Source organism: Tepidimonas thermarum, from assembly GCF_007556705.1.
GTDB lineage: Bacteria > Pseudomonadota > Gammaproteobacteria > Burkholderiales > Burkholderiaceae_C > Tepidimonas > Tepidimonas thermarum.
Genome location: NZ_VJOL01000001.1, coordinates 97,899 through 117,982, shown reverse-complemented (window position 1 = coordinate 117,982; position 20,084 = coordinate 97,899). Strand labels below are relative to the sequence as shown.

The 20,084-nt window shown below is 68.8% G+C and carries 18 protein-coding genes; all 18 read left to right on the top strand.

What is annotated here, in order from left to right:
- The first annotated feature begins 17 nt into the window (after window positions 1-17).
- The 18 genes from rpsB (at window position 18) to carB (ending at window position 19,953) form a co-directional block, all read left to right on the top strand.
- Entirely contained in the window at window positions 18-761 is a 744-nt protein-coding gene (rpsB, locus tag Tther_RS00545) for a 30S ribosomal protein S2 (RefSeq protein WP_143899773.1), read from the top strand.
- 108 nt (window positions 762-869) lie between these two features.
- Complete coding sequence (gene tsf, locus Tther_RS00540; protein ID WP_143899770.1) at window positions 870-1,766, top strand: translation elongation factor Ts; 897 nt, start codon at window positions 870-872, stop codon at window positions 1,764-1,766.
- Window positions 1,767-1,884: 118 nt separating this feature from the next.
- Entirely contained in the window at window positions 1,885-2,595 is a 711-nt protein-coding gene (gene pyrH / locus Tther_RS00535; RefSeq protein WP_143899768.1) for a UMP kinase, read from the top strand.
- 19 nt (window positions 2,596-2,614) lie between these two features.
- On the top strand, window positions 2,615-3,178 hold the full coding sequence (frr, locus tag Tther_RS00530) for a ribosome recycling factor (protein WP_143899766.1): 564 nt from the start codon (window positions 2,615-2,617) through the stop codon (window positions 3,176-3,178).
- A 15-nt stretch (window positions 3,179-3,193) separates the two neighbouring features.
- A complete protein-coding gene (uppS, locus tag Tther_RS00525) occupies window positions 3,194-3,949 on the top strand; it encodes a polyprenyl diphosphate synthase (protein WP_143899763.1) in 756 nt (251 codons plus the stop codon).
- Between the two features lie 29 nt (window positions 3,950-3,978).
- Window positions 3,979-4,818, top strand: coding sequence for a phosphatidate cytidylyltransferase (locus Tther_RS00520; protein ID WP_143899761.1), 840 nt, complete (start codon window positions 3,979-3,981; stop codon window positions 4,816-4,818).
- Window positions 4,819-4,864: 46 nt separating this feature from the next.
- Complete coding sequence (locus tag Tther_RS00515; RefSeq protein ID WP_143899758.1) at window positions 4,865-6,076, top strand: 1-deoxy-D-xylulose-5-phosphate reductoisomerase; 1,212 nt, start codon at window positions 4,865-4,867, stop codon at window positions 6,074-6,076.
- Between the two features lie 44 nt (window positions 6,077-6,120).
- Window positions 6,121-7,485, top strand: a complete 1,365-nt coding sequence (gene rseP / locus Tther_RS00510) for an RIP metalloprotease RseP (RefSeq protein ID WP_143899756.1) — start codon at window positions 6,121-6,123, stop codon at window positions 7,483-7,485.
- A 21-nt stretch (window positions 7,486-7,506) separates the two neighbouring features.
- A complete protein-coding gene (gene bamA / locus Tther_RS00505; RefSeq protein WP_143899754.1) occupies window positions 7,507-9,825 on the top strand; it encodes an outer membrane protein assembly factor BamA in 2,319 nt (772 codons plus the stop codon).
- A complete protein-coding gene (locus Tther_RS00500) occupies window positions 9,825-10,352 on the top strand; it encodes an OmpH/Skp family outer membrane protein (protein WP_143899752.1) in 528 nt (175 codons plus the stop codon). Before bamA ends, Tther_RS00500 begins: the two co-directional genes overlap by 1 nt.
- Window positions 10,349-11,419, top strand: coding sequence for a UDP-3-O-(3-hydroxymyristoyl)glucosamine N-acyltransferase (gene lpxD, locus Tther_RS00495; RefSeq protein WP_143899750.1), 1,071 nt, complete (start codon window positions 10,349-10,351; stop codon window positions 11,417-11,419). The genes Tther_RS00500 and lpxD overlap by 4 nt, the downstream gene beginning before the upstream one ends.
- A 2-nt stretch (window positions 11,420-11,421) precedes the next feature.
- Window positions 11,422-11,859: a 3-hydroxyacyl-ACP dehydratase FabZ gene (gene fabZ, locus Tther_RS00490; protein ID WP_143899895.1), complete on the top strand. Its 438-nt coding sequence runs from the start codon at window positions 11,422-11,424 to the stop codon at window positions 11,857-11,859.
- A 13-nt stretch (window positions 11,860-11,872) separates the two neighbouring features.
- Window positions 11,873-12,667 carry an acyl-ACP--UDP-N-acetylglucosamine O-acyltransferase gene (lpxA, locus tag Tther_RS00485; RefSeq protein WP_143899749.1) on the top strand — a complete coding sequence of 265 codons (795 nt, stop codon included), beginning with the start codon at window positions 11,873-11,875 and terminating at the stop codon, window positions 12,665-12,667.
- 24 nt (window positions 12,668-12,691) lie between these two features.
- Window positions 12,692-13,897: a lipid-A-disaccharide synthase gene (gene lpxB, locus Tther_RS00480; RefSeq protein ID WP_185974954.1), complete on the top strand. Its 1,206-nt coding sequence runs from the start codon at window positions 12,692-12,694 to the stop codon at window positions 13,895-13,897.
- Entirely contained in the window at window positions 13,897-14,565 is a 669-nt protein-coding gene (gene rnhB / locus Tther_RS00475) for a ribonuclease HII (protein ID WP_143899747.1), read from the top strand. Before lpxB ends, rnhB begins: the two co-directional genes overlap by 1 nt.
- Window positions 14,562-15,362: a TrmH family RNA methyltransferase gene (locus tag Tther_RS00470; RefSeq protein WP_143899745.1), complete on the top strand. Its 801-nt coding sequence runs from the start codon at window positions 14,562-14,564 to the stop codon at window positions 15,360-15,362. The genes rnhB and Tther_RS00470 overlap by 4 nt, the downstream gene beginning before the upstream one ends.
- A gap of 147 nt (window positions 15,363-15,509) precedes the next feature.
- Complete coding sequence (gene carA / locus Tther_RS00465) at window positions 15,510-16,682, top strand: glutamine-hydrolyzing carbamoyl-phosphate synthase small subunit (protein ID WP_185974953.1); 1,173 nt, start codon at window positions 15,510-15,512, stop codon at window positions 16,680-16,682.
- A gap of 4 nt (window positions 16,683-16,686) precedes the next feature.
- The gene (carB, locus tag Tther_RS00460; RefSeq protein ID WP_143899741.1) at window positions 16,687-19,953 is read left to right on the top strand and encodes a carbamoyl-phosphate synthase large subunit; all 3,267 of its coding nucleotides are present in this window, start codon (window positions 16,687-16,689) and stop codon (window positions 19,951-19,953) included.
- Window positions 19,954-20,084: the final 131 nt, after the last annotated feature.

Here is a 20,084-nt window from a genome sequence, read left to right as displayed (position 1 = left end):
TGGAACGGAAGACCACCATGTCGATTTCCATGCGTGAAATGCTGGAAGCCGGTGTCCACTTCGGGCACCAGACGCGCTTCTGGAACCCCAAGATGGCCCCCTACATCTTTGGCCATCGCAACAAGATCCACATCATCAACCTCGAAAAGACGGTTCCGCTGTTCGAGGAAGCGCGCAAGTTCGTGCGCCAGCTCACCGCCAATGGCGGCACGATTTTGATGGTGGGCACCAAGCGCCAGTCGCGCGACATCGTCGCGGCCGAGGCGCGCCGCGCCGGCATGCCCTATGTGGAGCAGCGTTGGCTCGGTGGCATGCTGACCAACTTCAAGACGGTCAAGTCGTCGATCAAGCGCCTCAAGGACATGCAGGCCCAAAAGGAAGCGGGCCTGGAGAGCATGTCCAAGAAGGAGCAGCTGCTGTTCAACCGCGAGCTGGAAAAGCTCGAGCGCGACATTGGCGGCATCCAGGACATGACCGCGCTGCCCGATGCGATCTTCGTCATCGACGTGGGCTACCACAAGATCGCCGTGGCCGAGGCCAAGAAGCTGGGCATCCCGGTGATCGGCGTCGTGGACACCAACCACTCGCCCGAGGGTATCGACTATGTGATTCCGGGCAATGACGACTCGGCCAAGGCCGTGGCCATCTACGCCCGCGGCATCGCCGATGCGGTGCTGGAAGGGCGCAGCGCCGCCGTGGACAACGTGGTGCAGGCGGCGCGTGCCGGCGGCGACGAATTCGTCGAGGTCGAGGAGGCGTAAGCCCCCGCTGCCTGACCCAGCAAGGGGCTGCGTGCCCCTTTTTTGTCACCAAGCGGACATCTTTTTCGATCACATTGGGGCGGCGTGGCCGCCCACAGGAGCAACACAATGGCTGCTATCACCGCTAGCATGGTCGCGGAACTCCGCGCCAAAACCGACGCCCCCATGATGGAGTGCAAAAAGGCCTTGACCGAGGCCGACGGCAACATGGAGAAGGCCGAGGAAATCCTGCGTGTCAAGCTGGGCAACAAGGCGGGCAAGGCGGCAAGCCGCATCACCGCCGAGGGCGTGGTCGCCTCGCACATCGACGGCAACACCGGTGCGCTCATCGAGGTCAACTGCGAGACCGATTTCGTCTCGAAGAACGAGCTGTTTGCGGGCTTTTGCCAGGCGCTGGCCAAGCTCGTTGCCGAGCACAACCCGGCGGATGTGGCGGCTCTGTCGGCGCTGCCGCTGTCGATGGAAGGGTTTGGTCCGACCGTCGAGGACGTGCGCAAGGGCCTGATCGGCAAGATCGGCGAGAACATGACCATCCGCCGCTTCAAGCGCTACGCCGGTGGCGGCCAGCTGGCCGCTTACCTGCACGGCGTGCGCATCGGCGTCATGGTCGAGTTCGAGGGTGACGCGGTGGCTGCCAAGGACGTGGCGATGCACATCGCCGCCATGAAGCCGGTGGCCACGTCGTCGGCCGAGGTGCCGGCCGAGCTGGTGGCCAAGGAGCGCTCGATCGCCGAACAAAAGGCCGCGGAGTCGGGCAAGCCGGCCGACATCGTCGCCAAGATGGTCGAGGGCGCCGTGCAGAAGTACCTCAAGGAGGTTTCGCTGCTCGATCAGGTGTTCGTCAAGGCGGCCGACGGCAAGCAAACCGTGGCCCAGTACCTCAAGGGCGCCAACACCACCGTCAAGGGCTTTACGCTCTACGTGGTGGGCGAAGGCATCGAGAAGAAGCAGGACGACTTCGCGGCCGAGGTGGCGGCGCAGGTTGCCGCGGCCCAAAAAGCCTAACCCGCCTTGGCCCCTGACACACGGCCGGCTCCTGCCCAGGGGTCGGCCGTTTTTGCAACCCACGCCGGCGGCCCATGCGGTCGCCCGTACAATCCCCGACCAGGTAGCGAGACCCGCCATGCCCGCTTTGCAGCGCATTCTTCTGAAGCTCTCCGGTGAAGCCCTCATGGGTGAGGAGGCCTTTGGCATCCACCGCGGCACGATCGAGCGCATCGTCGCCGAAGTTGCCGAGGTCAACCGCCTGGGGGTTCAAGTGGCCATCGTCATCGGTGGCGGCAACCTGTTTCGTGGCGTTGCCGGTGGCGCCGTTGGCATGGACCGCGCGACGGCCGACTACATGGGGATGTTGGCCACCGTCATGAACGCGCTGGCCATTGGCGATGCGCTCGAGCGCGGGGGCACCAAGGCGCGCGTCATGTCCGCCATCGCCATCGACCAGGTCGTCGAGCCCTATGTGCGGCCCAAGGCGCTGCAGTACCTGGAGGAGGGTAAGGTGGTGGTGTTTGCGGCAGGCACCGGCAACCCCTTTTTCACCACCGACACCGCGGCCGCGTTGCGCGGGGCCGAGATCGGGGCCGAGATCGTGCTCAAGGCAACCAAGGTGGATGGCGTCTACACCGCCGACCCCAAAAAGGACCCGAACGCCACCCGCTACCAGCGCATCAGCTTCGACGAAGCCATGGTGCGGCAGCTGCAGGTCATGGACGCCACCGCGTTTGCGCTGTGCCGCGACCAGAACCTGCCGGTGCGCGTGTTCTCCATCTTCAAGCCCGGCGCGCTCAAGCGCGTCGTGCTGGGCGAAGACGAGGGCACGCTCGTGCACGTCTGAGACAACGAGAGGCCAACCGATGAGCAGCATTCCCGAGATCAAAAAAACCGCCGAGCAAAAAATGCAGCAGTCGCTGGAGGCGCTGCGCGCGAACCTGGCCAAGGTGCGCACGGGGCGCGCCAACCCGGCGCTGCTCGATACCGTGCAGGTCGAGTACTATGGCACGATGGTGCCGATCAGCCAGGTCGCCAACCTGTCGCTGCTCGATGCGCGCACCATCGGCGTGGCGCCTTGGGAAAAGGGCATGGGCGCCAAGATCGAAAAGGCGATCCGTGAGTCCGACCTTGGCCTCAACCCGGCTTCGCATGGCGACCTCATTCGCGTGCCCATCCCGCCGATGACCGAGGAGCGCCGCAAAGAACTCACCAAGGTGGTCAAGGCCGAGGGCGAGCACGCCAAGGTGGCGATCCGCAACCTGCGCCGCGACGCCAACGAGCATGTCAAGCGCCTGGTCAAGGACAAGCTTGCCTCCGAGGACGACGAGCGCCGTGCGCAGGACGAAATCCAAAAACTCACCGACCGCATGATCGCGGAGGTGGACAAGATGGTCGCCTCGAAAGAGGCCGACATCATGGCGATCTGAGTGGGGCTGCCGCGCATGGCCCATCCTCCGGCCGCCGCTGGCGAACCCGTCCCCGCTACCCCAGGCGGGGTGCCGGCGCACGTGGCCATCGTCATGGATGGCAACGGGCGCTGGGCGCGGCAGCGGCTGCTGCCACGGGTGGCGGGGCACCGCGCGGGCATGGAAACCCTGCGGCGCGTCATCGGCTGGAGTGCCGAGCGCGGCGTGCGCGTGCTCACGGTGTTTGCGTTCTCGTCGGAGAACTGGAGCCGTCCCGCCGATGAGGTCAGCGCCATCCTGCGGCTGATGATCCAGGCCCTGATGGACGAGGTGCCGCGGCTGGCCGATGCGGGCGTGCGCTTGCATGTGGTGGGCGCGCGCGACGGCTTACCCGAGGAACTGGTGACCGGCATGGTTGAAGCCGAGCGGCGCACGGCGGGCAACGAGCGGCTGGTTCTCAACGTGTGCTTCAACTACGGCGGGCGTTGGGACATCGTCCAGGCCGCGCAGGCGCTGGCCGCGCGTGGCGAGCCGATCACCGAAGCCGCGCTCGCCGGGGCACTGGCGCTCGCCCACGTGTCCGACCCGGATCTGGTCATTCGCACCGGTGGCGAGCAGCGCATCAGCAACTTTTTGCTGTGGCAGCTCGCCTACAGCGAGCTGTATTTCTCCGACCGGCTGTGGCCCGCCTTCGACGAGGCCGAGTTCGACCGGGCATTGGCTGCCTATACGCAGCGTCAGCGGCGGTTTGGGCGCACGCCCGAACAGGTGCAGGCCGCGCAGGTGGCGTGAGCCGCTGCCAGCGCCCCGATGGGACGACGATGCTGCGTTTGCGTGTGATCACGGCGGTGCTGCTGCTGCTGGTGCTGCTGCCCGCGATGGTCTATCCCGGCCCGTGGCCCTTTGCCCTCGTGACAGGCGCCCTGATGGCGGCCGCCGGCTGGGAGTGGTGCCGCCTCAACGGCGCCGGCCCACGCGCCGCCCGGGTCGGCGGGGCGGCGCTGGCCGTGGGGCTGGTTGTGCTGTGGTGGCGCTGGGGCCACGCGCCGTGGCCCGCGGCGGTGTGGTGGGGCATCACGGCGCTGTGGGCGGTGGTGCTGGTGTTGGCCCTGCGCCAAGGGGTCGAGGCCTGGGGCCGCTGGCCGCGGATGGTGCGGCTGGTGTTCGGGGCGCTGGTGCTGGGGGCTGCATGGTGGGCGCTGGTCAGCCTGCACGCGCGCGGCCTGGGCGCCTTGCTCAGTGCGTTTTTGCTGGTGTGGGTGGCCGACATCGCCGCCTACTTCGGCGGCAAAGCGTTGGGGCGGCACAAGCTCGCGCCGCGCATCAGCCCCGGCAAAAGCTGGGAAGGCGCGCTCAGCGGCGCGCTGGCCGTGCTGGTGCTGGCGCAGCTGTGGACGGCCGTGGAGCGCGCTTGGCTCCCGGGTGCGGATGGCTTGTATCCCCGGTTGTGGGCCCAGGGCGTGCCGCTGGCGCTGTCCGCCTTGCTGCTGCTGACGGCCGCCAGCGTCGCCGGGGATTTGTTCGAGTCGCTCGTCAAGCGCAGCGCCGGCGTCAAGGATTCCAGCGGGCTGCTGCCCGGGCATGGCGGCGTGCTCGACCGCATCGACGCGCTGCTGCCGGTGCTGCCGGCGGTGATGGCGCTGCACACGTGGTTGGCCTGACGGAATCCCAGGCAGCGGCATCGCACCTTTTGCAATTGGTTGACGCATGGATCACCCCTACGACCGCGCACCCCGTCCCCCGCGTCAGCGCATCGCGGTGCTGGGGGCCACGGGCTCGATCGGCACCCACACGCTGGACGTGGTGAGCCAACACCCGCAGCGCTTCGAGGTCGTGGCGCTCAGCGCCGAGCGGCAGGTCGACGCCCTGCTGGCGCTGTGCGAGCGCTTTCGGCCGCGCTGGGCCGTCATTGGCGCCGCGCAGTACGAGGCGCTGGCGCAGGGACTGCGCCAGCGCGGCTTGCCCACCAAGGCCCTGGCCGGGCCGCACGGGCTGGTCGAGGTGGCGGCACACCCCGACGTGGACACGGTGATGGCGGCGATCGTGGGCGCGGCGGGCTTGGCGCCGTGCCTGGCCGCCGCGCGCGCGGGCAAGCGGCTGCTGCTGGCCAACAAGGAGGCGCTGGTCGTCGGTGGCGAGGTGTTTCTCGACGCGGTGCGCGCCGGTGGGGCGCGCCTGCTGCCCATCGATAGCGAGCACTCGGCGATTTTCCAGGCGCTGCCCGAGGACCCGCTCACCTGGCCGCAGCGCGTGGAAAAAATCGTGCTCACGGCCTCGGGTGGGCCGTTTCGCCAGCGCGATCCCGCGACGCTGGACCGCGTCACCCCGGAGGAGGCGTGCGCGCACCCCAATTGGGTCATGGGCCGCAAGATCTCGGTGGACTCGGCCACGATGATGAACAAGGCGCTCGAGGTCATCGAGGCGCACTACCTGTTTGGCTTTGCGCCGCAACACATCGAGGTCGTCATCCATCCGCAAAGCGTTGTGCACTCGATGGTGCAGTACCGCGACCGCTCCATCGTGGCGCAGCTGGGCACGCCCGACATGCGTGTGCCCATCGCCTATGGGCTGAGCTGGCCCGAGCGCATCGCCTCCGGTGCGGCGCCGCTGGACTTTGCCACGCTGGGCGCGCTGACCTTCGAGCCGCCGCAGCGCCAGCGTTTTCCGGGCTTGTTTCTGGCCTGGGAGGCGCTGCAGGCGCCGCCCGGCACGACCGCCGTGCTCAACGCTGCCAACGAGGTGGCCGTGGCGGCGTTTTTGGACGGGCGGCTGCGCTTTGACCGCATCCACGCGGTCAACCGCGGAACGCTGGAGGCGTATGCTCCCTCCAAACCGGCGACGCTCGACGATGTGCTGGCCATCGACCGCGAGGCGCGCGCCCGCGCTGCCGAGCACGTGCGCCGCTGGACGGTGCGCTGAGGCCCTCGGGCGTTGGCCTGCCGCTGTGACGCCGACCAAGGACCGTGATGTTGACCGTGTTGTCGTTTTTGCTGGCCATCGCCATTTTGGTGGCGGTGCACGAGTGGGGTCACTACCGCATGGCGGTGGCCTGCGGCGTGCCGGTGCTGCGGTTTTCGATCGGGTTTGGCCGGCCGCTGTGGACCTGGCGCAACCGCGCCGGCACCGAATTCGTGGTTGCTGCGCTGCCCCTGGGCGGGTATGTGCGCATGCTCGATGAGCGCGAGGGGCCGGTGGCGCCCGAACAGCGCCACCTTGCGTTCAACGCCCAGCCCCTGCGCCGCCGCGCGGCCATCGTGGCGGCAGGGCCGGCGGCCAACCTGGTGCTGGCGGTGGCGCTCTACGCCTTCGTGGCCTGGTGGGGCGTGCCGCAGGCGCAGCCGGTGCTGGCCAGCCCCACTCCCGCTTCGCTGGCCGAGCGTGTCGGCATCCGTGGCGGCGAATGGGTGAGCGCGGCGGCCATGCCCGCCGAGGATCCGCAGCCCGTGCGCTCGTTCGACGAGCTGCGCTGGCGCCTGACCCAGGCGGCCCTGGATGGGCAGGACCTGCGGGTGTGGCTGGCCGATGGCCCGCAGGCCCCGGGGCGCGAAGTGGTGCTGCCGCTGTCCTCGCTGGGGGTCAGCGATGTCGATGCCCGCTTGTTCGAGCGCATCGGCATCGTCGCGCCCTGGTCCGCGCCCCAGGTGGGTGAGGTGCTGCCCGACGGTGCCGCGGCCGAGGCGGGGCTGCGCAGCGGCGACCGGGTGCTGGCCGTGGACGGCGAGCCGATGGTGGACGCGCAGCAGCTGCGCGCGCGCATCCGCGCTGCCGTGGACGATCAGGGCCGGGCGACACCGCAGCGCTGGCGCATCGAGCGCGATGGCGCGACGCTGGACGTGCAGGTCACGCCGCGCGCCGAGCGGCGAGGCGACGCCTGGGTGGGTCGGGTCGGCGCGATGATTGGCGCCGCACCCGCGATGACGACGGTGGCGCTGGGTCCGCTCGATGCGCTGCTCGAGGGCGTGCGGCGCACCTGGGAGGTGTCGGCGCTGTCGCTGCAAATGCTGGGCAAGATGGTGCTGGGTGAGGCGTCGCTGCGCAACCTCAGCGGTCCGCTGACGATTGCGGACTATGCAGGCCAGTCGGCCCGCTTGGGGTGGCTGCCGTTTCTGTCCTTCCTGGCCCTGGTCAGCGTCAGCCTTGGGGTGCTCAACCTGTTGCCGCTGCCGGTCTTGGACGGGGGGCACCTGATGTATTATCTTTGGGAGGCGCTGGTCGGCCGCCCGCCATCCGAGGTGTGGATGGAGCGGCTGCAGCGGGGTGGCGTGGCACTGCTCGTGGCCCTGATGACGCTGGCGCTCTTCAACGATCTTGCCCGATTGCTCGGTTGACCCCGGGCAGACCCGTATCGCATGAAACCATCACACGAGCGCCCCTGGCGCATGCGCGCCCGCGCCTTGCTGGCAGCGTTGGTCACGTCGCTGCCCGCTTGGGCCGTCGATCCCTTCACCGTTCGTGACATCCGCGTCGAGGGCCTGCAGCGGGTCGAGCCCGGCACGGTGTTCGCCTCGCTGCCGTTTCGCGTCGGCGACACCTATTCCGACGAGCAGGGTGCGGCGGCGATTCGCGCGCTGTTCGGTTTGGGGCTGTTTTCCGACGTGCGGCTGCAGGTCGATGGCGACGTGTTGGTCGTCATCGTCGAGGAGCGCCCGACGGTGGCCGACGTCAGCTTCACGGGCGTCAAGGAATTCGACAACGAGGTGCTGCGCAAGGCGCTGCGTGACATCGGGCTGACCGAGGGCCGCCCGTTCGACCGGGCGCTGGCCGACCGCGCCGAGCAGGAGCTCAAGCGCCAGTACCTCAACCGCAGCATGTACGCGGTGCAGGTCACCACCACCGTGACCCCGATCGAGCGCAACCGCGTCAACCTCAACTTCAACGTCGTCGAAGGCGACGTGACCAAGATCCGCGACATCCGCATCGTCGGGGCCCAGGCGTTTCCGGAAAAGACGCTGCTCGATTTGTTCGACCTGGACACCGGCGGCTGGCTGAGCTGGTACACCAAGAGCGACCGCTACTCGCGCGCCAAACTCAACGCCGACCTCGAGGCGCTGCGCTCGTACTACCTGACGCGCGGCTACCTCGAATTCAACATCGACTCGACCCAGGTGGCGCTCTCGCCCGACAAGTCGTCGCTGACGCTGACCATCAACATCACCGAAGGTCAGCGCTACGCGGTGTCGGCGGTGCGGCTCGAGGGGGACTTCCTCGGCAAAGAAGCGGAGTTCCAGTCGCTCGTGCGCATCCAGCCCGGGCAGGCCTACAACGCCGAGCAGGTGGCCGAAACCGTCAAGGCGTTCACCGACCTCTACGGCGCTTTTGGCTACGCCTTTGCGCGCGTGGAGGCGGTGCCGGAAATCGACCGCGAGCGCAACCGCGTCACCGTCGTGCTGCGTGGCCAGCCGTCGCGGCGCGCCTACGTGCGCCGCATCCACATCGAAGGCAACAACCGCACCCGCGACGAAGTCATACGGCGCGAATTTCGCCAGCTCGAGGCCGCGTGGTACGACAGCGACAAGATCCGCCTGTCGCGCGACCGCGTGGACCGGCTGGGCTTTTTCACCGATGTGCGCATCGACACGCAAGAGGTGCCGGGCGCGCCCGATCAGGTGGACCTCGTGCTGACCGTGGTCGAAAAGCCCACCGGCAACCTCACGCTCGGGGCGGGCTATTCGCAGGCCGAAAAGCTCTCGCTGCTGGCGGGTATTCAGCAGGAAAACGTCTTTGGCACCGGCAACTACCTGGGCCTCAACGTCAACACGAGCAAGTTCAACCGGCAGTTCGTGCTGAGCACGACCAATCCGTACTTCACCGATGACGGCGTCTCGCGTACGCTCGACGTGTACTACCGCACCACGCGGCCGCTCGACGCGCAGGATGGCGACTACCGGCTTGTCACGCCCGGGGCGAGCATCCGCTTTGGCGTGCCGTTTACCGAAACCGACACCGTCTATTTCGGCATCGGCGTCGAAAAGACCAAGATCGAGCCGGGCGACCGCATGCCGGAGGCCTACAACGTTTTCATTCGCGATTTTGGCTCCTCGCCGCTGTCGGTGCCGCTGACGGTCGGCTGGGCGCGCGACGAGCGCGACAGCGCGCTGGTGCCCACGCAGGGCACGCTCAAACGCGCCAACGGCGAGCTGGGCGTCGCCGGCGACACCCGCTACGTCAAGGCCAGCGCCCAGTACCAGCAGTACATCCCGCTCAACCGCAAGTTCACGCTGGCGTTCAACGCCGAAGCGGGCTGGGGCAAGGGGCTGGGCGGCAAGCCCATGCCGCTGTTCAAGTACTTCTACGGTGGCGGGCTGGGGTCGGTGCGCGGGTTCGAGCAGGGCACCCTGGGTTTGCAAAGCGCGCTGACCAACAGCAACAGCAACGACAAGGCGTACCTGGGCGGCACCAAGATGGTGCTGCTCAACACCGAGCTGATCACGCCGTTCCCCGGTGCCGGCAACGACCGCACGCTGCGCATGTTCGGCTTCTTCGACATCGGCAACGTCTACGCCCCGGATCAAAAATTTACGCTCACCGACCTGCGCGCCTCGGCGGGCATTGGCATCAGCTGGATCTCGCCCGTGGGGCCGCTTAGAATCGCGTTTGCCAAGCCGGTGCGCAAGCAGGCCGGTGACAAGACGCAAACCATCCAATTTCAGATCGGTACCGCCTTCTGATGAAATACCTGACCCGGACCTGGGGAGCCCGCTGGGCGCTCGTGGCGGCCTGTGCTGCCGCCTCCATCGGCAGCAGCGCCGCCCTTGCGCAGGACTTGAAGATTGGCTTTGTGAGCACCGAGCGCATCCTGCGCGACTCGCAGGCGGCCAAGGCCGCCCAGGCGCGCCTGGAACAGGAGTTCTCGCGCCGCGAGCGCGAAATCGACGCGCTGGGCACGCAGCTGCGCCAGGCCACCGAAAAGCTCGAAAAAGACGCCCCCACCTTGTCGGAGTCGCAGCGTGCGGCGCGGCAGCGCCAAATCGCCGAGCTCGACCGTGACTTCCAGCGCCGCCGCCGCGAATTCCAGGAGGACCTCGCGCAGCGCCGCAACGAAGAGCTGCAGGCCGTCATCGAGCGCGCCAACCGCGTCATCAAGCAGATCGCCGAATCCGAAAAGTACGACCTCATCCTGCAAGAGGCGGTCTACATCGCGCCCAAACACGACATCACCGACAAGGTGATCTCGGGCCTCAACGCCAGCAAGTGAGCGCACGCCTGGCCGATTTGCACGCCGCCCTGGGCGGCGTTTTGCATGGCACGCAGGAGCGCCGGGTCACGCGCATCGCGCCGCTGGCCGAGGCGGACGAAGAGTCGCTGGCTTTCGTGGCCCACCCGCGCTACCGCGCGGCGCTGGCGCACTCCCGCGCCGGCGTGGTGATCGTGCCGCCCGACTGCGTGGCCGATGCGCTGGCGCGCCCCCACCCCCCGGCGGTGGGCTGGACCGCCTGGGCGTGCGACGACCCGTACCTTACCTTCGCGCGCCTGACCCAGTGGTGGCGGCGCCACGTGCAGCCGCGCCCGCGGCACGCGGGCGTGCACCCGAGTGCTTGGGTCGCACCCGGCGCCCAGGTCCACCCGGACGCCACCATCGGCCCCTTCGCTGTTATCGAAGACGGCGCGGTGGTGGAGGCTGGCGCCGAGATCGGCGCGCACAGCGTGGTCGAGGCGCGTGCCCGCGTCGGCGCCCATGCGCGCCTGGCCGCGCATGTCGTGCTGGGGTTCGATTGCGCCCTGGGCGCGCGCAGCATCGTGCACGGCGGCACCATCATCGGCGCCGATGGTTTTGGCTTCGCCCCGTACGACCTGCCGGGCGCCCACGGCAAGGCCTGGGAAAAAATCGAGCAACTCGGCGCGGTGCGCATCGGCGCGGATGTCGAAATCGGCGCCAACTGCTGCATCGACCGCGGGGCGCTGGGCGACACCGTGCTCGAAGACGGTGTCAAACTCGACAACCTGATCCAGATCGGGCACAACGTGCGCGTGGGCCGCCACACCGCCATGGCCGGTTGCGTGGGCGTGGCGGGCTCGGCGCGCATTGGCGCGCACTGCACCCTGGGCGGTGGGGCGATCGTGCTGGGCCATTTGGAGCTGGCCGACCACGTGCACATCTCGGCCGCGTCGGTGGTGATGCGCTCGATCACGCAGCCCGGCCACTACAGCGGCATCTTTCCGATCGACGACAATCGCAGCTGGGAGAAGAACGCCGCCACGCTGCGCCAGCTGCACGCCTTGCGCGAGCGCCTCAAAGCCCTCGAACGACGCCACCAACCATGACGATGGACATCCACCAGATTCTCAAGCAACTGCCGCACCGCTACCCGATTTTGCTGGTTGACCGGGTGTTGGAGGTGCAAAAGGGCGTTTCCATCCGGGCGCTCAAGAACGTCACGATCAACGAACCGGTGTTCACCGGCCACTTTCCGCACCGGCCGGTATTCCCGGGCGTGCTGATGCTGGAGGCGCTGGCGCAGACGGCGGCGCTGCTGGCGTTTGAGACGCTGGGCGTGACGCCAGACGACAAGACCGTGTACTACTTCGCCGGCATCGACGGCGCGCGCTTCAAGCGGCCGGTGGAGCCCGGCGACCAGCTCGTCATGGACGTGACGCTGGAGCGCATGAAGGCCGGCATCTTCAAGTTCCGTGGCACGGCGCGCGTTGGCGATGAGATCGCCTGCGAGGCCGAGCTGATGTGCACCATGCGCTCGATCGCCTGAGGGCGCCGCCGCGATGGCCCGCATCCACCCGACGGCCCTGGTCGATCCCCAGGCCGAACTCGACACCGATGTCGACATCGGGCCTTACACACTGGTGGGCCCGCACGTGCGCATTGGCGCCGGCACCACGGTGGGGCCCCACTGCGTGATCGAGGGGCACACGACGATTGGACGCGACAACCGCATCTTCCCCTTTGTCAGCCTGGGGCTGCCCAACCAGGACAAAAAATACCGTGGCGAGCCGTGCCAGCTCGTCATTGGTGACCGCAACACCATCCGCGAATACAGCACCTACCACGTCGGCACGGTGCAGGGGGGGGGCGTGACGCGCCTGGGTGACGACAACTGGATGATGGCCTACACCCACCTGGCGCACGACTGCATCGTGGGCAGCCACACCATCTTTGCCAACAACGCCCAGCTCGCGGGCCATGTGCAGGTGGGGGATTGGGCGATATTGGGGGGCTTTACGGTGGTGCACCAGTTCGTGCGCATCGGTGCCCATGCCATGACCGCCATGTGCGCCTTGTTGTTTGCCGACGTGCCGCCGTTCGTGATGGCGCAGGGCCAGCCGGCGCGGGCGCGCTCGATGAACTTCGAGGGGTTGCGCCGGCGCGGCTTCGGCAGCGAGCGCATCGCCGCCGTCAAAGCCATGCACAAAGCGCTCTACCGTGAGGGTCTGCCGCTGGCGCAAGCCATCGAGCGCATCGAGGCGATGGCCACCCGGTACCCGCAGGCCGCGGCGGACGTGGCGCTGATGCGCGCGTTTCTGACCACGGTGCATCCCGAACGCGGCATCGTGCGCTGAGCGCCCATGGTCCTGACGACCCCGATGTCCCCGACCGCGGCGGCGAGCGCGCCACGCGTGGCCCTGGTGGCGGGCGAGGCGTCTGGCGACTGGCTGGGGGCGCAGCTGCTGCGCGGCTTGCGCCAGGCCTGGCCGGGTCTGCAGGCCTGCGGCATCGGTGGCCATGCCCTGCGCGAGCAAGGCCTGGACGCCTGGTGGCCCAGCGACACCCTGGCCGTGCGCGGGTATGTGGAGGTGCTGCGGCATTACCGCGCGATCGTCGGCATCCGCCGCCGGCTGCGCGAGCGCTTGCTGGCCGAGCCGCCCGCGCTGTTCATCGGGATCGACGCCCCCGACTTCAACCTTGCGCTGCAAGCCGACCTGCGCGCGGCGGGCATACCCACCGTGCAATTCGTCGCGCCGGCCATTTGGGCCTGGCGCCCCGAGCGCGTGGCGCTGATCCGGCGTGCCTGCGACCACGTGCTGTGCCTCTTTCCGTTCGAGCCGGCCTTGCTGGCCGAACACGGCATTGCCGCCACGTACGTCGGGCACCCTCTGGCGGCGCTGGTGCCCGAGCGCCCCAACCGGGCCGCGGCGCGCACGCGCTTGGGGCTGGACGAGGCGACCACCGTGGTGGCGCTGCTGCCCGGCAGCCGGCGTGCCGAGGTCGAGCACCTGTTGCCACGCTTTTTGGCGGCGGCCGCGCTCATGCTGCGCGAACGGCCGGCGCTGCGCTTTGTGCTGCCGGCCGTGCCGGCGCTGGAGACCGAGATCCGCGCGCGCGTGGCCGCCAGCCCGGTGGCGGCGTGGATCACGGTGGTGCGGGGGGCGTCGCACACGGTGCTGACGGCCTGCGACGCCGTGCTGGTGGCCAGCGGCACCGCCACGCTCGAAGCCGCCCTGTTCAAGCGACCGATGGTCATCGCCTACCACATGCACTGGCTGTCCTGGCGGATCACCCGGCGCAAGATGCGCCAGCCTTGGGTGGGCCTGCCCAACATCCTGGCGGGCGAGCGCCTGGTGCCCGAGTTGTTGCAGGAGGCCGCCAGCCCGCAAGCACTGGCGTGCGAGACCTTGGCGTGGCTGGCCGACGACGCGGCAGCCCAAGCGCGGCGTGCGCGCGTGCTGGCGCGCTTTGACGCGATGCATGCGGCGCTGCGGCGCGACACGGCGGCGCTGGCGGTGCAGGCCATTGCGCCGCTGCTCGAGCGCACGACGGCGCGCACGGCTGGGCGCGCACAGGGGGCATGATGCGCACGCGCACCACCCGACGCACCGGCGCGCCCCTGACGGGCGCCGCAGCGGCGCACCAGTATGCCTTCGACTGGGGCGGCGAGGGGCTGATCGCGGGGGTGGATGAGGCCGGTCGCGGCCCCTTGGCCGGGCCGGTGGTGGCGGCGGCGGTGATCCTCGACGATCAGGATCCGATCGAAGGGGTCACCGACTCCAAGGCGCTTAGCGCCGCGCGCCGCGAACGGCTGTACGACGCGATCCGCGCCCGCGCGCTGTGCGTGGGGGTGGGCGTGGCCAGTGTGGAGGAGATCGACCGTCTCAACATCCTGCAGGCGACGCTGCTGGCCATGCAGCGCGCCGTGGCGGGGTTGCGCCTGCGCCCATCGCTGGTGCTGGTGGACGGCAACCGCCTACCGGTGTTGGACGTGCGCGCCGAGGCGGTGGTGCGGGGCGACGCGACCGTGGCCGCGATCGCGGCGGCCTCGATCCTTGCCAAAGTCACGCGCGATCGCCTGATGGACGAGGCCCACGCGGCCTATCCCGCGTACGGTTTCGACCGCCACCGTGGCTACGGGACGGCGCAGCATGTGCAGGCGCTGCGCACCCACGGGCCCACGCCGTGGCACCGGCGCAGTTTTGCGCCTGTGGCCGCGGCCCAGCGCGCACCAGCGAGGGAGGCGGCATGAACCGAGCCCCCGAGGCGCCCCCTATCGCCTCGCGCGACAACCCGCGCGTCAAGCGCTTGCGCCGCCTGGTGCACGACGGCAGCGCGTACCGGCGCGAAGGGGTGGTTTGGGTCGAGGGCGACCATCTGTGCCGGGCGTTGCTGGCGCGCGGCTGGCAGCCGCAGGTGGTGGTGGCCAGCCCGGCTGCGCAAGCACTGGTGCAGGCGTGGCAGCGCGACGCCGGCCTGGCGCCCGAGGTGCCGGTGTGGACGCTGAGCGAGGCGCTGATGGCGCAGCTCAGCACGCTGGAGTCCCCGGCACCCATCGCGTGTCTGGTGGCGCTGCCCGCCGTTGGGGGTGTGCAGGCGGGCGTGCCGACGGTGGTGCTCGACCGGCTGCAGGACCCCGGCAACGTGGGTTCGATTTTGCGCAGCGCGGCAGCCTTTGGCTTTCGGCAGGTGCTGGCGCTGCGCGGCACGGCGGCCCTGTGGTCGCCCAAGGTGCTGCGCGCGGGCATGGGGGCGCACTTTGGGCTCTCGCTCATCGAAGGGCTGGACGCCGCGGCGTTGGCGGCGCTGCAGGTGCCGCTGATCGCCACCAGCTCGCACCAGGGCGACTGGCTGCACACCGCGCGGCTGCCCTGGCCGTGCGCGTGGCTGCTGGGGCACGAAGGGCAGGGCGTGCACCCGGCGCTGATGGCGCAGGCGGCGCAGACGGTGCGCATCATCCAGCCCGGTGGCGAAGAGTCGCTCAACGTCGCCGCGGCGGCGGCCATCTGCCTGCACGCCAGCGCGGCAGCCGCAGCGGGCGGGCTATAATCCCAAGGTTTACCCAGACCGTCCGTACCACTCGGTGACTGTCCTGCGAGCCCCCTGGTCGCGCGCCGCTTGGCGTTGGCTGGTGGGCGCTGCGGCGGACGGGACCGGGCCAGCACGGGCGCGTCCAAACCTTCCTGGAGAGTGTCCGTGTTTCCCGTCTTCGCACCCGCCATCCTCGCGCTCGCAGACGGCACGGTCTTTGAAGGTGTGGCCATCGGTTCGACCGGCCAGACCGTCGGTGAAGTGGTGTTCAACACCGCGCTGACCGGCTATCAGGAAATCCTCACCGACCCCAGCTACCGCCAGCAGATCGTGACCCTCACGTATCCGCACATTGGCAACGTTGGGGTCAACGACGAGGACGTCGAATCCGGCGCCATCCAGGCTGCCGGCCTGATCATCAAAGACCTGCCCCAGCTCCACGCCAACTTCCGCGCCGATCAGTCCCTGGGCGAGTACCTGCGCCGCGAGGGCATCGTCGCCATTGCCGGGCTCGACACCCGGGCGCTGACGCGCCACCTGCGCGAAAAAGGCGCGCAAAACGGTGCCATCGTGGCCCTGCGCGAGGGCGACGCGCTCACCGACACGGTGCGCGCGCAGGCGGTGGCTGCCGCGCAGGCCGCCCCCAGCATGGCCGGGTTGGATCTGGCGCGCGTGGTCACCACCCGCGCGCCCTACGAATGGACGCAGACCGAGTGGCGCCTGGCGCGTGCCGATGGCGGCCGTGGCTACGGCCAGCTGACGCAGCCCCGGTTTCACGTCGTGGCCTACGACTTTGGCGTCAAGTACAACATCCTGCGCATGCTGGCCGAGCGTGGCTGCCGCATCACCGTGGTGCCCGCGCAGACGCCCGCGGCCGACGTGCTGGCGCTGCAGCCGGATGGCGTGTTCCTCTCCAACGGGCCCGGTGACCCGCAGCCATGCGACTACGCCATCGCCGCCGCGGCCACCCTCATCGAGCGTGGTGTGCCCACCTTTGGCATTTGCCTGGGCCACCAGATCATGGCCCTGGCCAGCGGCGCGCGCACCTTCAAGATGAAGTTTGGCCACCACGGCGCCAACCACCCGGTCAAGGACCTGGACACGGGCCGCGTGAGCATCACCAGCCAAAACCACGGCTTTGCCGTCGATGCGGCCAGCCTGCCGCCAACGCTGCGCGCCACCCACGTGAGCCTGTTCGACGGCACGCTGCAAGGCATTGCCCGCACCGACCGGCCCGCGTTTGGCTTCCAGGGACACCCTGAGGCCAGCCCCGGGCCGCACGACATCGCCTACCTGTTCGACCGCTTCACGGCCCTCATGGCCGCTGCCGGAAAGTGATGCCATGCCCAAGCGCACCGACCTCCACAGCATCCTCATCATTGGCGCCGGCCCCATCGTCATTGGCCAGGCGTGTGAATTCGACTACTCCGGCGTGCAAGCCTGCAAGGCCCTGCGCGAGGAGGGTTACCGCGTCGTCCTGATCAACAGCAACCCGGCGACGATCATGACCGACCCGGCCACGGCCGATGCGATCTACATCGAGCCGATCACCTGGCAGACGGTCGAAAAGATCATCGCCAAGGAGCGCCCCGACGCCATCCTGCCCACCATGGGGGGGCAAACCGCACTCAACTGCGCGCTGGACCTCTGGCGCCACGGCGTGCTGCAGCGTTACGGCTGCGAACTCATCGGCGCGCGCCCCGAGGCCATCGACAAGGCCGAAGATCGCCAAAAATTCAAGGAGGCGATGACGCGCATCGGGCTGGAGTCGGCGCGCTCGGGCATCGCGCACAGCATGGAAGAGGCCTGGGCGGTGCAGCGCACGGTGGGCTTTCCCTGCGTGATCCGCCCCAGCTTCACGCTCGGCGGCACGGGCGGTGGCATCGCCTACAACCCGGAGGAGTTCGAGACCATCTGCAAGCGCGGGCTGGAAGCCTCGCCGACGTCCGAGCTGCTGATCGAGGAGTCCCTGGTCGGCTGGAAAGAATTCGAGATGGAGGTGGTGCGCGACAAGGCCGACAACTGCATCATCGTTTGCTCGATCGAAAACCTCGACCCCATGGGGGTGCACACCGGCGACTCGATCACGGTGGCGCCGGCGCAGACGCTGACCGACAAGGAGTACCAGCGCATGCGCGACGCCTCCATCGCCGTGCTGCGCGAAATCGGGGTGGACACCGGTGGCTCCAACGTGCAGTTCGCGATCAACCCGGCCGACGGGCGCATGATCGTCATCGAGATGAACCCGCGCGTGAGCCGCTCCTCAGCACTGGCGTCCAAGGCCACGGGCTTTCCGATTGCCAAGGTGGCGGCCAAGCTGGCTGTGGGCTACACGCTCGATGAACTGCGCAACGACATCACCGGCGGCGCCACGCCGGCGTCGTTCGAGCCGACCATCGACTACGTGGTCACCAAGATCCCGCGCTTTGCGTTCGAGAAATTCCCGCAGGCCAACGACCGCCTGACCACGCAAATGAAGTCGGTGGGCGAGGTGATGGCGATCGGCCGCACCTTCCAGGAGAGCTTTCAGAAGGCGCTGCGCGGGCTGGAGGTCGGCGTCGATGGCATGAACGAAAAGACCCAGGACCGCGAGACCCTCGAGCGCGAGCTGGGTGAGCCGGGGCCGGAGCGCATTTGGTACGTGGGCGATGCGTTTGCGGCCGGCTGGTCGCTCGACGAGGTGCACCACTTCACCAAGATCGACAAGTGGTTCCTGGTGCAGATTCAGGAGATCGTGCAGATCGAGCTGGCGCTGGACCGCCACACCGCCGCCCACGGGGCGCAAGCGCTGCAGGCGCTGGATGTGGCGACGCTGCGCACGCTCAAGCGCAAGGGCTTCTCGGACCGGCGCCTGGCCAAGCTGCTGGCCACCACCGAACAGGCGGTGCGCGCGCGCCGCCACGCGTTGGGCATCCGCCCGGTCTACAAGCGCGTGGACACCTGCGCGGCCGAATTTGCCACCACCACCGCCTACCTGTACTCCACCTACGAGCAGGAGTGCGAGGCACAGCCCAGCCAGCGGCGCAAGATCATCGTGCTGGGTGGCGGGCCCAACCGCATCGGCCAGGGGATCGAGTTCGACTACTGCTGCGTGCACGCGGCGCTGGCGCTGCGTGAGGACGGCTACGAGACCATCATGGTCAACTGCAACCCCGAGACCGTCTCCACCGACTACGACACCAGCGACCGGCTCTACTTCGAGCCGCTGACGCTGGAGGACGTGCTCGAGATCGTGGCCGTCGAACAGCCCGAGGGCGTGATCGTGCAGTACGGCGGTCAAACGCCGCTCAAGCTCGCGCTGGGGCTGGAGCGTGCCGGGGTGCCCATCATCGGCACCTCGCCCGACATGATCGACGCCGCCGAGGACCGCGAGCGCTTCCAGCGCATGCTGCACCAGCTGGGCCTGAAGCAGCCGCCCAACGCCACCGCCCGCACCGAGGCCGAAGCGATGGACAAGGCGGCCGAGCTCGGCTACCCGCTGGTCGTGCGCCCCAGCTATGTGCTGGGTGGGCGCGCGATGGAAATCGTGCACGAGCCGCGCGACCTGGAGCGCTACATGCGCGAAGCGGTCAAGGTCAGCAACGACTCCCCCGTGTTGCTGGACCGCTTCCTCAACGACGCCATCGAGTGCGATGTGGACTGCATCCGCGACGCGGCGGGCCAGGTGCTCATCGGCGGCGTGATGGAGCACATCGAGCAAGCCGGTGTGCACTCGGGGGACTCGGCGTGTTCGCTGTCGCCGTACTACCTGTCGGCGGCCACCGTGGCCGAGATCAAGCGCCAGACCGCGGCGCTGGCCGAGGCGCTGCAGGTCGTGGGCCTGATGAACGTGCAGTTTGCGATCCAGGAGGTGGAAGAAGGCGGCGTCAAGCGTGATGTCATCTATGTGCTGGAGGTCAACCCGCGCGCCAGCCGCACCGTGCCCTTTGTCTCCAAGGCCACCGGGATCCAGCTGGCCAAGGTCGCGGCGCGCTGCATGGCCGGTCAGACCCTGGCGCAGCAGGGCGTCAGCCGCGAGGTCACGCCGCCGTACTTCAGCGTCAAGGAGGCGGTGTTCCCGTTCGTCAAGTTCCCGGGGGTGGACACCATCCTGGGGCCGGAGATGAAATCCACTGGCGAGGTCATGGGCGTGGGCCGCAGCTTTGGCGAGGCCTTCGTCAAGAGCCAATTGGCCGCCGGCGTGCGCCTGCCACGCCCCAGCGACCCGGTGCGCAAGATCTTTTTGTCGGTCAAGCCCGGCGACAAGCAGCGCGTGGTGGCCATCGCGCGTGACCTGGCGGCCATGGGCTTCGAACTCGTGGCCACGCGCGGCACCGCCGCCGCGATCCAGGCCGCTGGCATCGCCTGCACCGTGGTCAACAAGGTCACCGAGGGCCGGCCCAACATCGTGGACATGATCAAAAACGGCGACATCGCCATGGTCATCAACACGGTGGAGGAGCGCCGCAACGCCATCGCCGACTCGCGCTACATCCGCGTGGCGTCCCTGGCACACCGCGTCACGACGTTCACCACCCTCTTTGGTGCCGAGGCCGCGGTCGAGGGCATGAAGGTCATGGACGAACTGCCGGTGTACGCACTGGCCGAGTTGCACGCCCAGTTGGCGTGATGCGGCATGGCCGCCGCGGGCAAACCCCATGGCGGCCGCCGTAGGCCACCGCGGGCAAACCGGTTATCATTGCGCCCGATTCGACACCGCCGACCGGCAACGCTCGGCGGTTTGCTTTTGTGGGACAAACA